Origin of the sequence: Streptomyces sp. CA-210063 (genome assembly GCF_024612015.1) — a bacterium.
GTDB lineage: Bacteria > Actinomycetota > Actinomycetes > Streptomycetales > Streptomycetaceae > Streptomyces.
The window spans coordinates 110,573-124,306 of the sequence record NZ_CP102512.1 but is presented as its reverse complement, the minus strand read 5'-3'; the positions used below and the strand labels follow the sequence as shown (position 1 = coordinate 124,306).

Annotated in this window: 1 protein-coding gene (running past one end of the window); it reads left to right on the top strand. The window is 74.5% G+C overall.

Annotated elements, in window-relative coordinates; all coding sequences use genetic code 11:
* Positions 1-13,734, top strand: the 3' portion of a protein-coding gene (locus JIX56_RS00475; protein ID WP_257536759.1) for an L-histidine N(alpha)-methyltransferase. 5,406 nt of this gene lie to the left of the window's left edge; only the last 13,734 of its 19,140 coding nucleotides appear in the window; its start codon lies off the left edge, out of view; it ends in the stop codon at positions 13,732-13,734.

Here is a 13,734-nt window from a genome sequence, read left to right as displayed (position 1 = left end):
CCGGTGGACGACCTGATGTACCTGCCCCGATGGTCCCCGGCGCCGGCCGAGCCGTTCACCGCGCCGTTGACCGCGCCCGGCTCGGACACCTGGCTGATCCGTCCGTCCGCCGCCGCGCCCCTCGCCGCCGCCCTCGCCACCCGGCTCGGCGGTTCCGTCACCGAGATCGAGCCCGAGCACTTCGTCGCACCGGCCGGGCGCCCCGGCCACGTGATCGTGCTCTCCGGTCCGGCGCAAGGGCGCACCGACGACCCCGCCGCCCTCGACCTCGCGCAGGAGCGCGGCGTCCTGGCCCTGTTCCGCGTCGCCAAGGTGCTGCAACGGTCCGGCGCACCGGTACGGCTGACGGTGGTCACCGAGGACGCGCTGAGCACCGGCACCGAACCGGTCCGCAACCCGTACGCGGCGAGCCTGCACGGGCTGGCCCTGTCCCTGGCCCAGGAGCATCCGCGCTGGCGGGTGGCCGTGGTCGACCGCTCCTCGGCCGACCCGATCTCGCCGGATGTCCTCGACGTGCCGACGGGCGGCCCGTACGCCCTGCGCGCCGGTGTCCTGCACCGGCGGAGCCTGGTCCCCGCCACCACGACGACGACGCGCGAGGCGATACGCCACGGCGGGGTCTACCTGATCCTCGGCGGTGCCGGAGGACTCGGCCTGGAGCTCACCGAGTGGCTGGTGCGCGGCTACCGGGCCAAGGTCGTGCTGGTGGGGCGCAGTGAACTCGACGCCGACCGCTGCGACCGGCTGCGCCGCCTCGACCCGGCCGGCGAGCTCGTCTCGTACCGGCGGGCCGACGCCACCGACCCGGCGGCGCTGGGCGAGGTGGTCGCGGCGGTCCGCGCCGAGCACGGCGCGCTGCACGGGGTCGTGCACGCCACGATTGTGCTGCGCGACCAGACCGTCGCCACGATGACCGAGGACACCTTCCGGGCCGTTCTCGACGCCAAGACCCGTACGTCGGTGGCCCTGCACCGCGCCCTGGGCGCCGCCGTCGGGCTCGACTTCGTCCTGTTCTTCTCCTCGGCGGTGGCCCTGTCGGGCAGCGCCGGGCAGGCCAACTACGCCGCCGGATCGACGTTCGAGGACGCGTTCGCACACCACCTCGACGACGTGCTGGCGGCCCGCTCGGCCGTCATCAACTGGGGTTACTGGGGCACCGTCGGCATCGTCGCCGACGACCGGCACCGCGAGCGCCTGGCCCGGACCGGGATCCACTCCATCACCCCGGCCGAGGGCATGGCAGCCGTGCACGACGTGCTGGGCCGTACCGATCGGCAGGTCGTGGTGATCAAGGCTACTTCCGCCGTGCTCGCCGCCGCCGGAGTCGAACGGCCCGCCACCGAGCAGGCCGGCGACGAACTGGCACCCTCGGCGGCAGCGCTGCCGCCGGTCGCCCGGCTGCTGACCGAGAGCGACCAGGCGCGTCTGGACAAGGTCGTGCTCGGCTGGCTCTGGGAACTGTTCCGGGGCGAAGGGGTGTTCCGGACCGGCGGCGAACGATGGACCGCCGACGAACTGCGGCGGCGTCTGCGGATCGCCGACGGACAGTCCCGGCTCTTCGCCGAACTGCTGCGCGTGCTCACCGTCGCCGGTTTCCTGTACGACGACGGCAGCGCGCTGACCGCCACGGACCGCCCGGCCCCCACCGACCCGGAGAACGAGCTGGTCGCGCTCTGCGAAGGGCAACCCGCGCTGAACCGCATCGACCGGCTGCTCAGGCCCTGCATGCACCACCTGTTCGGGGTGCTCCGCGGCACCGCCCGCGCGACCGAGGTGTTGTTCCCCGGCGGATCCACGGAGCTGGTGGAGGGCGCGTACCGGGGCAGCCCGGTGGTCGACCGCGCCAACGAACTCGTGGTCGCCGCCTTGCTGGACCGGGTGGGTCGGCTCGGCGGACCGGTCACGGTCGTCGAGGTCGGCGCCGGAACCGGCGGCACCACCGCGAGCCTGCTGCCCGCCTTGGCCGCCACCGGCGCGGAACTGACGTACGTCTACACCGACATCTCGCCCGCCTTCCTGCAGCACGGCCGGCAGAGGTTCGCCGAGCGCTACCCGATGGTGCGCTTCCAGCAGCTCGACATCTCCGGCGACCCCCTCACGCAGGGCTTCCCGCCCGGCGGCGCGGACATCGTGGTCGCGGCGAACGTCCTGCACGCCACCCCGGACCTGACGCACACCCTGCGTGCGGTCGCGACGCTGCTCAAACCCGGCGGGCAACTGGTGCTCAATGAGGCCACCAGCAACGTCGTCACCGCCACGCTCACCTTCGGTCTGCTCGACGGCTGGTGGCTGCACCGCGACACCGGCCTGCGCCTGCCCGGTTCGCCGCTGCTGTCCGGACCCGGCTGGCGCACAGCGCTCGACCTGGCCGGATTCGCCCGCAGCCGGGCGTTCCCCGCCGACGAGGGGCTCACCCAGCACGTCGTCGTCGCGGAGACCGGCCCGGCCTGGCCGGCGCCCGTCGCCGCACCCACGGCGGAGCCGGCGTCGGCGCCCGCGGCCGAACCGGCGCCCGCGCCACACGCCGGCGGCGCGGACCGGCTCGTGGAGGCCGCCCGTGAGTATGTCAAGGACGCGTTCGTCCAGGTGCTCCAGGTGCCCCGGGACCGGCTGTGGCTGGACGAGACGTACGAGAACTTCGGGGTCGATTCGCTCACCGTGCCCCGGATCGCCGACCTGCTCGCCGAACGCATGGGCGATCTGCCGACCACTCTGCTGTTCGAACGCCCGACCATCCGTGAGGTCGCCGACTACCTGGTCGAGCGGTATCCGGACAGCGTGCGGGCCCTCGTACCCCACCAGCCCCGGCCCGCGCCGGCCGTGGTCACCGAGCGTGCCGGACGGCCGGCGGAGACGGCGCCCGCCGCGGACACCCGGATCGCCGTCATCGGCGTGGCCGGCCGGTACCCGCTCGCCGACGACCTCGACGCGTTCTGGACCAATCTGCGAACCGGGCGGGACTGCATCCGCGAGGTGCCGGCCGGGCGCTGGGATCTGCCGGTGGCGCCCGAGGTGAACGGCACACCGGTCAGCCGGTGGGGTGGCTTCCTCGACCGCATCGACGAGTTCGACCCACGGTTCTTCCAGATGTCGATGCACGAGGCGGAGCTGACCGACCCGCAGGAGCGGCTGTTCCTGCAGACCGCCTGGCACACCCTTGAGGACGCCGGCTACCCGCGGATCCGGCTCCGGGGCAGCCGTGTCGGGGTCTACGTCGGCGTCATGTACGGCCACTACCAGCTCTTCGAGGACGAGCGCGGCCTGGCCGGCGGGATGGGGTACGCGTCGATCGCCAACCGGGTTTCGTACGCCCTCGACCTGCACGGCCCGAGCCTGGCGGTCGACACCATGTGCTCGTCGTCGCTGACCGCCATCCATCTGGCCTGCGAGGCACTGGCCGGCGGAAGCGCGGACTACGCGCTGGCCGGCGGCGTCAACCTCACCCCGCACCCCCGCAAGTACCGGCAGCTCGCGGCCGGCGGCTTCACCGGCGAGACCGGCCGGTGTCGCAGCTTCGCGGCCGGCGGCGACGGCATGGTTCCCGGCGAGGGCGTCGGCGCGGTCCTGCTCAAGCCGTTGGCCGCGGCCGAGCGCGACGGTGACCGCATCCTCGGCGTGATCCTCGGCAGCGCGGTCAACCACGGCGGCAAGACCGGCGGGTACGCGGTGCCCAGTCCCGGCGCCCAGAGCGAGGTCATCACGAGCGCGCTGCGGGCCGCGGGCGTCGAACCGGCCGGCGTGTCCTACGTGGAGGCGCACGGCACCGGCACGGCGCTGGGTGACCCGGCCGAGGTCGCCGGACTGGCCCGGGCGTTCGGCGACCGTCCGGCCGGCTCGATCGCCATCGGCTCGGTGAAGTCGTCCATCGGGCACCTGGAGTCGGCGGCCGGCATCGCCGCACTGACCAAGGTGCTGCTGCAGATGCGCGCCGGGGAGCTGACGCCGTCACTGCATGCCGAGCACCTGAACCCGGCCGTCGACTGGGCGAACGTCCCGTTCCGAGTCCAGCGGGAGACAGCGCCGTGGACCGGCCCGCAAGCGTTGCGCGCCGGCGTCAGCGCCTTCGGCGCCGGTGGCTCCAACGCCCACTTGGTTGTCGAGCAGTACCGGGCCGAGCCACGGCCCGGCGTCGTGCCGGTGCCGGCCGTTTTCCCGTTCTCAGGGCGCGACGAGCAGGCGCTGCGCCGGGTCGTCGAGCGGATGCTGAGCCGTCTGCGCGGCGAGCCGGGCGCGACCGGCCTGGCGGAGATCGCCGCGGCCGCCGGGGTGCCGGTCGGCGCCGTCGACGAGCCGCTCGACGAACTGGGCCTGGACCCCGCCGCGATTATGCGGCTGACCGGGCGGGACACCGCCCTGCACCCCGGCGCCGTGCACAGCGGATCGACCCTGCGACAACTCGCCGCGGCCCTGCCGGACGCGGCGGACATCGACCTCGGCCGCCTGTCCTACACGCTGCAGATCGGGCGTGAGGCGATGGCGCACCGGCTCGCCGTGGTCGCCCACCGCACGGACGAGCTGATCGACCAGCTCGACGCCTTCCTCGCCGGGCGGCCTGCGGGCTGGACCGGTGTGGTGACCACCGAACCGGGCGCCCCGGTCGCGCCGAGCGCGGATCCGCACGACACCGCCCGCCGCTGGGTGCACGGCGAGGTGATCGACTGGGCGGGCACGCCCGGCAGCACGCCGGAACCGCTGTCACTGCCCGGGTACCCGTTCGAGCCGGTCCGCTGTTGGATCCGTGCCGCGGCGCCGCCGGCCGCCACGCCGCCGCCCACCCCGCCGGCCGGCTCCTCCGGTTCCGCGCTGACCACCGTGCTGCGGCTGGTCAGCGGGGTCAGCGGCTACCCGGTGACAGACCTGGACCCGGCCGCCTCGTTCCACGATCACGGCTTGGACTCGCTGGCGTTGCTGAGGCTGGCAGGTGACGTCTCCGCGGCGTTCGAGGTTCCCGTCGGCCCCGACCAGTTGCTGGCCACCCCGACGGCAGCGTCCCTGGCCGACTGGCTCGCCCGCGAACACCCGCGGGACGTGCCCGCGCACCCCGGGACGCCGGAACCGGACGACCCGGTGGTCATCGTCGGCATGGCCGGGATGCTGCCCGGCTCCACCGACCTGGACGAGTTCTGGGCCGCCCTGGAACGCGGCGGCGACCTGTTCACCGAGGTACCGGCCGACCGGTGGGACGCGGGGGAACATCACGGCGACCCGGCCGCGCACCCGGAACGCACCCGGGTGAGCCGGGCCGGCTTCATCGGCGGCATCGACCGGTTCGACCCGCTGTTCTTCGGCATCTCCCCGCGCGAAGCCCGCTGGATGGACCCGCGCCAGCGGCTGCTGATGCGTACGGTGTGGGCCGCGCTGGAGGACGCGGGCATGGACCCGGGTGATCTGGCCGGCAGCGACACCGGGCTCTTCGTCGGCGTCGGCTCCTCCGAGTACGCCGAACTGATCCAGCGCTCCGGCGCCGCCACCGACGCCTACTCGTCGACCGGCCTGGCCCCGTCGATGCTGGCCAACCGCATCTCGTACCAGCTCGACCTGCACGGTCCCAGCGAACCTGTGGACACCGCCTGCTCCAGCTCGCTCGTCGCGCTGCACCGGGCGGCGGAGGCGCTGCGCCTCGGACGGTGCGGCACCGTCATCGTCGGCGGCGTCAGCCTGATGCTGTCCCCGGTCACCTTCGCCTCACTGGAACGCGCGGGGATGCTCAGCCCGGACGGCGTGGGCCGGGCCTTCGACGCCGACGCGGCCGGCTACGTACGCGGCGAGGGGGTCGGCGCCGTCGTCCTCAAGCGGCTCAGCCGGGCGCGCGCCGACGGCAACCCGATCCTCGCCGTACTGCGCGGCACCGCGGTCAACCACGGCGGCCGCGCCAACTCGCTGACCGCGCCGAACCCGCGGGCGCAGGCCGACGTGATCCGGCAGGCCCACCGGGAGGCGGCGGTCGACCCGGCGACGATCGGCTACCTGGAGACGCACGGCACCGGCACGGTCATCGGCGACCCCGCCGAGACCAACGGGCTGCGCGAGGCGTTCGCCGACCTCTACCAGGACTGGGGTCACGACGCGCCCGACAAGCCGCACTGCGCGCTCGGCGCGCTGAAGAACACCATCGGCCATCTCGAACCGGCCGCCGGCATCGCCGCGGTGTTGCGCGTTCTGCTGTCGATGCGGCACGGCCGGATCAGCGGCGACCCGCACGGGCCGCGGCCGAACCCGCATCTGGGCCTGGAGGGCACCCCGTTCGAACTCGCGACCGGGCCGCGGGAGTGGGCGCCGCCCGCACCCGGGGTGCCGCGCCGGGCCGGGGTGAGCGCCTTCGGGTACGGCGGAGTCAACGCACACGTCGTACTTGAGGAGTACCCGGCCGAAGAGCCGATTCCGGCGCCGGGACCGGTCGTGTTCGTCCTGTCCGCCCGAGACCCCGAACGGCTGCGGGCGTACGTGCGGTCCTTCGCCGACCGGCCGGACCGCTGGGCGCACGACCTGGTGGGCACCGCCTACACGTTGCAGACCGGGCGCGGGGCCTCCCCCGAGCGGCTGGCGTTCGTCACCGACTCCGCCGAACACGCCGTCGCCACGCTGCGACGCTTCCTCGCTGGTGACACCGTCGGCATGCACACCGGGCGGGTCGAGCGGGACGCGGACCGCACTCCGTACGACGGCCGAGGCGACGAGGAGACCGCAGCCGCCTGGGCCCGAGGCGCACAGGTGGACTGGCATCGCCGGTGGGCCGCCCCGCCGCGCCGGCGGTCGCTGCCGACCTACCCGTTCGCGCCGGAACGGCACTGGTTCACCGACGGCACGCCTGCCCGGCCGGTCAGTTGCTTCACGGCGACCTGGCAGGACGAGCCGGTCCCGGCGGCCGGCGAGCACCCGGGCCGGGTGCTGGTCCTGGGCGATCTACCGGTGCCCGGCGCGGTGCACGTCCGCGCCGGCACGGAGTACCGCGACGAGGGCTCGGTGATCACCATCCGGCCCGGCGAGCAGGACGACTACGCACGGCTGCTCGCTGAGACGCCGGCCCGGATCGTCCACCAGTGGCCGCTGCTCGCACCCGGCCGCGACGACCTGGGGATCGAGGCGATGTTCCGGATCGCGAAGGAGCTGACGGCCGGCGGCGCCCGTACCCCGATCCGGATCCAGGTGCTGGTGCCGGAGGACGCGCTCGCCGAGGCGTGGGGCGGGTTCGACGCGTCGTTGCGGGCCGCCCTGCCGGGAACGACGTTCAGCGTCGTCCGGGTCGACGGTGCGGGCGACACCTCCGAGCTGCTCGCCGAGATCGCCGCGCACCGGCTGTCGAGCCCGGCCGTGCGGCTGTCGGCGTCGGGCCGGACGGTGCGGGCGCTCAGCGAGATCCCCGCCCGCCCGGTGCTGCCCTCGCCGCTGCGTGACGGCGGTGTCTACCTGATCACCGGAGGCCTCGGCGGGCTGGGGGTGCTGCTGGCCCGAACGCTGCTGTCACGCGGCGCCCGGGTGGCGCTGACCGGCCGCTCGCCGGCTGCCGAGCGGGCCGAGCAGCTGGCGGAGCTGCGCGCGCACGGCACCGTCGAGTACTACCAGGCGGCCGTGGAGGACCGCGACGCGATGACCCGCGTCGTGGCCGAGGTGATCGCCGAGCTGGGCGGCCTCCACGGGGTGTTCCACCTGGCCGGTACCGCGTCGCGCAACCCGCTGCCCGGCAAGGACGTCGACGAGCTGCGGGCGCACCTGCGCGCCCGGATCACCGGAACCAGGGTGCTCGACGAGGTCACCCGCGACCTGCCGCTGGACCTGTTCGTGCTCTACTCCTCGCTGGCCGGGCAGCTCGGTGACTACGGCCTGGTGGACTACGCGGTCGGCGCTCGCTACCTCGACGGGTTCGCGGAATTCCGGGAGCGGGACCGTCTCGCCGGCCGCCGGCACGGCCGTACCGTGTCGGTGGACTGGCCGATGTGGCGCGCCGGCGGCATGCACGTGGACACCGAGGACGAGCGCCGCTACCTGGCCGGCACCGGCTTCCGCTACCTGGAGACGGCCGAGGGCGAGCAGGTGCTCCACCTGGCGCTGCGCCTGGACCGTCCGCAGGTGGCCATCCTGCCCGGTGACCCTGCCCGGATGCGCGATCTGGTCGCCGGGATGCGCCTGCGCGACGACGGCGTGCCGGCCCTTCCGGCGCCGCCGCCGACTCCCGCGCCGGCCCTCCCGGCGCCGCCGCCGACTCCCGCGCCGGCCGTCGCCGTCTCCCCGGAACTGGCCACGCAGCTCCGGGAGCTGATCAGCGAGATCCTCGGGATCACCCCGTCCGCTCTCGACCCGGACGCCGGCTTCGGCGAGTACGGCCTGGACTCCTTCGGCCTGCAGAACCTGGCCGCTGCGTTGGCCACCCGCTACGACGTGACCGTGCCGACGACGACGCTGTTCGGTGCCAACACGATCACCAAGCTCGCCGCGCACCTGGCGGACGAGCTGCCTCCGGCGGCCCCGGCGGCCCCGGCGGCCCCGGTCGCTCCGCAAGCCGAGCCCGCTCCCGCGTGGTCCGAGTCCGCGCCAGCGTCGTCCGAGTCCGCGTCCGCGTCCGCCGAGTCCGGCCCCGCGTGGTCCGAGTCGGCACCCGCACCCGCACTCGCACCGGCCGAGCCCACGCCCGCACCGGTGTCCGTGCCGGACGGCGTGTCCGTGCCCGCGAGCGGCTCGCGGTCCGCGGATCCGGTCGGTCACGAGCCGATCGCGATCATCGGCCTGGCCGGGCGGCTGCCCGGCGCCGACGACCTCGAATCGTTCTGGCGGCACCTCGCCGACGGCCGGGACCTGATCACCGAGACGCCCGCCGACCGATGGGACTGGCGGGAGGTCGCCCGCCGCTTCGGCGGCACCGCTCGCTGGGGTGGCTTCCTGACGGGCGTGGACCACTTCGATCCGCTGTTCTTCCGCATCTCACCGGCCGAGGCGCAGGCCATGGACCCGCAGCACCGCCTCTTCCTGGAGCACACCTGGGCCGCGCTGGAGGACGCCGGGTGCCGCCCGGACCGGCTCGCGGGCGGCCGGGTGTGCGTCTTCGCCGGGGTGCAGTTCACCGACTACGAGTCGATGGTGCTGCGCGGCGAGCACGTCAACGCTCACGCCGGCACCGGTCTGGCCCGCACCATGCTGGCCAACCGCATCTCGTACCTGCTCGACCTGCGAGGCCCGAGCGAGAGCGTCGACACCGCCTGCTCCAGCTCGCTGGTCGCCCTGCACCGCGCCGTGCGGTCGCTGCGCGCGGGGGAGAGCGACCTGGCCATCGCCGGCGGGGTGAGCCTCGTGCTGTCCCCCGAGACCGTGGTCGCCGGCAACCAGCTCGGCGTGCTCGCGCCCGACGGCCGGTGCAAGGCGCTCGACGAGCGGGCCGACGGATACGTCAAGGGCGAGGGGGTCGGCGTCGTCGTGCTCAAGACGCTGTCGCGGGCCCTCGCCGACGGCGACCGGGTGCACGCGGTCATCCGCGGCAGCGCGGTCAACCACGGTGGCCGCGCGTCGTCGCTCACCTCACCGAACCCGCTCGCCCAGGCGGACCTGCTGGTCGAGGCATATCGGGACGCGGACGTGCCGATCGAGACGGTGTCCTACGTCGAGCTGCACGGCACCGGCACCGCCCTGGGTGACCCGGTCGAGATCGACGGCCTGATCCGTGCCCAGCGCACGCTGGCCGCCGGGCCCCCGGTCACCTGCGGCATCGGCACGGTCAAGAGCAACATCGGGCACCTGGAGCCGGCCGCGGGCATAGCCGGCGTGATCAAGGTGGTGCTGGCGATGCGGCACCGGCAGCTGCCGCCGACCCTGCACCTGTCCCGGCTCAACCCGCTGATCGAGCTGGACGGCACCCCGTTCGAGCCGGTTCGCGAGACCCGGCCGTGGGCGCCGAACGACGCCGACGGCACGCCCGTGCCGCTGCGCGCCGGGGTCAGCTCGTTCGGCTTCGGCGGGGTCAACGCCCATGTCGTCCTGGAGGAGCCGCCCGCAACGTCCGCGCCGGTGGAGTCGGCCGAGCCGGAGATCTTCCTGCTGTCGGCGCGGGACGAGGCCGCCCTGCACCGGTATGCCCGGGCACACTGGACCTTCCTTGGCGACCAGCAGCCCGCGCTCTCCTCACTCGCCCACACCTCGCAGGTGGGCCGGGTTCCGATGCCGGTGCGCCTGGCGCTGGTCGTCACGTCCGTGGCCGCACTGCGGGACCGGCTGGCCGCCTTCCTGGCCGGTGATATCGAGGCGACCACCGTGACCGGCGCCCACGACTGGCTCACCGAGCCGGAGGGCGTCAGCTACCTGCGCCGGCTGGCCCGGGAGGGGCGGCTCGACCGGATCGCCCGGCTCTGGCAGGACGGTGCGGCCGTGGACTGGGCCGCGCTGCGCACCGATCGGCCCGCCCCGACCTCCATGCCGACATACCCGTTCGCACGGGAACGGCACTGGCTGCCGAGCCCATCCGCCCCGCCGCCGCAGGACGATGCGCGACGCCTGCTGGTCAAGGCGTGGGAACCGGCGCCGGCGTCGTCCGGGCCGGCGCCGCACGCACCGGTGGTCCTGGTCCGGCCCGAGACCGAGGCGCTGGCGACGGCGGCGTTCGGGGACGCGGCCCGGGTGGTCCGCCTGGACGACACGGACGAGGAGACCGGTCTGCGGGCCGCCGCGTCGATCGGCCGGGCGCCGGTCGTGATCGACCTCGTCGACCTGTCCGCGGTGCCGGTGTCCGACGTACGCGTCGACTGGGCCCGCATCGTGCTGGCCCGCGAGCTGATCGCGGCGAACCGGACCGCCGGCTTCGCGTATCTGCACATGACCCGGGGACTTGTGTCCTTCCGCGCGCACAGCCCGACGCTCCGAGGAGCGGCGTTCGCGGGGCTGGTCCGGATGCTCTCCGCCGAGTACCGCGGGGTGTTCGCCCGTACCGTCGACGTCGACGTCATGGATCCGGACGCGCTGCGGGACGTGGTCGCCGCGGAGCTGGCGGCGACCGACCCGGTCACCGAGGTGTGCGTGCGTGACGGCGCCCGGTACACGCCGGCGCTGCGTCCCACCGGCAACTCCCCGGCGCCCGCCCGGTGGTCGGCCGATCTCGCCGGGCAGCCGGTGGTGATCACCGGTGGAACCGGCGCGCTCGGCCGCCTGCTGGCCGCCGAGCTCGTCGAGCGGGGAGCGGACCGGCTGGTCCTGCTCGGGCAGTCCCCGCTGCCCGCCCGCGAGAACTGGGCGGAGCTGCTGACCGCGCCCGACACCGATCCGGCGCTGGCGGCCCGGCTGCGCGATCTCACCGCGCTCGAACGCCCCGGGGTGCGCCTGCTGATCGAGAGCGTCCCGCTGGAGCGCGCCCGGGAGGTGCTGGACCGGATCCGGCAGGAGTGGGGACCGATCGCCGGGATCGTGCACTGCGCCGGTCTCGGTGTGATGACCGACCCGGCCTTCGTCGGCAAACGCACCGCCGACATGCGGCGGGTGCTGGAACCGAAGACCACCGGCTTGCAGGCGCTGCTGGACGCGTGTGCGGACGACCCGCTGCGCTTCGTGGTGCTGTACTCGTCGGTCGCCGGTCAGGTGCCCGCGCTGGCGGCCGGGATGAGCGACTACGCGCTGGCCAACTCGGTGCTGGACCGGGTGGCCGAGTACCGGAGCGGCACCGGCACCGACACGCCGGTCTTCCGGTCGGTGCAGTGGCCGAGCTGGCAGGCGGCCGGCATGCCGGAGGTGGACACCCCGGCGTACCGGGAGCTGGGGCTGCGGACGCTCAGCCCGCGGGACGGCGTGGCGCTGCTGGACGCGGCGCTGGCCGGGCCCGACCCGGTCGTGCTGCCGTGCCTGGTGGACACCACCCGGTTCGACGCCGACGCCCTCCTGACGGTCGCCACGCCCGAGGCCCCCGCGCCGGTCGCCACCCCTGAGGCCCCCGCGCCGGTCGCCGCCGCGGACACGCCCATGGCGTACGGGACCCGGACCGGTAACGGCGTGCGAAGGCTCACCGAGGTCTTCGCGGCGACGTTGCGCCTGGACGCCACGCAGATCCGGCCCGACGCCGACTTCGCCGACCTCGGTGTGGACTCCATCATGATCGCCCAGCTGCTCGCCGCGCTGGAACGTGACCTCGGGGTGGTCGCCGAACCGTCGGCGCTGCTGGAGAACCCGACCATCGCCCAGCTGTCCGCCGCCCTCGACGATCAGCTGCCGGATCAGCCGGTGCCCGAGGAGCCGGAGCCAGTGCGTACGCCGGAACCGGTGCGTACGCCGGAACCGGTGCGTACGCCGGAACCGGTGCGCCCGCCGGAGCCGCACCTCCCGCGGGTGGAGCAGCCGGAGCGGGGCATCGCGGTGGTGGGCATCGCCGCCCACTTCCCCGGAGCGCCCGACCACGCCACGTTCTGGCGCAACCTGGTCGGCGGCGTGGACTCGGTGACCGAGGTGCCGCCGTCGCGCTGGGATGCCGATCGTTTCTGGCACCCGGCCCCGCAGCCGGGCAGGACCGTCAGCAAGTGGGGCGGATTCCTGGACGCCATCGAGGACTTCGACCCGGACTTCTTCCGGCTCGACCCGGCCGGGGCCGCCCACGTCGACCCGCTGGTGCGGCAGTTCCTCGAAGCCGGAGCGGAGTGCCTGGCCGACGCGGGCCTGACACCCGCCGATGTGGCCGGTCGCCGGGTCGGGGTCTTCGCCGGTGCCCGGGCGGCGAACTTCGGCGCGCACCATGCCGCCGCGACGACCCACTCGATCAGCGGCATGGCGCAGAACTTCATCGCCGCCCACCTCTCGCACTACCTCGACGTGCGCGGTCCCGCCGTGGTGGTCGACAGCGCCTGCTCCTCGGCGCTGGTCGCGGTGCACCTGGCCGCGCAGAGCCTGCGCACCGGCGAGTCCGACCTGGTGATCGCCGGCGGCGTCGAGATCCTGCTCGACGAGGTGCCGTTCGTCGGCATGAGCGGCGCCGGGGCGCTGTCGCCCAGCGGCCGGTGCCACACCTTCGACGAGCGCGCCGACGGCATCGTCCTCGGCGAGGGCGTCGGCGCCCTGCTGCTCAAGCGGGTCGAGGACGCGGTCCGCGACGGCGACCGGGTGTACGCGGTGATCGAGGGCAGCGCCGTCAACAACGACGGCCGCACCATGGGCATCACCACGCCGAACCCCCGGGCGCAGCGTGAGGTCATCGAGTCCGCGCTCGCCGCGGCCGAGGTGTCCCCGGCGCAGCTCGGTTACGTCGAGGCGCACGGCACCGGCACCATGATCGGCGACCCGATGGAGCTGAAGGCGCTCACCGAGGTCCTGCGCCAAGCCACCGACGAGGTCGGGTTCTGCGGTGTGGGCAGCGTGAAGACCAACATCGGGCACACGCTCAGCGCGGCCGGGATCGCCGGCCTGATCAAGGTGGTGCTGTCGGTGCACCACGGGCAACTGCCGCCGACCCTGCACTGCGCGACGCTCAACCGGCGCTTCGCATTCGACCGGTCGCCGCTGTTCCCGGTCCGCGAGCTGCGGGACTGGCCCGGGCGGGACGGCGTACGCCGAGCCGGGGTCAGCTCGTTCGGCTTCGGCGGCACGAACGCCCACATGGTGGTGGGCCAGGCCCCGGACGGCTATGTCCCGCGGCGCGAACCCCTGGACCCGCCGCGGTATCGGCGGCGCCGGTTCTGGTTCGACGTGCCGGTGCCGGTGCCGGTGCCGGCCTCCGCCAACGGCAACGGGCGCCACGACGGCCCGACGCCGCCGGCGCCGTTCTTCCAGATCCAGTTCTGA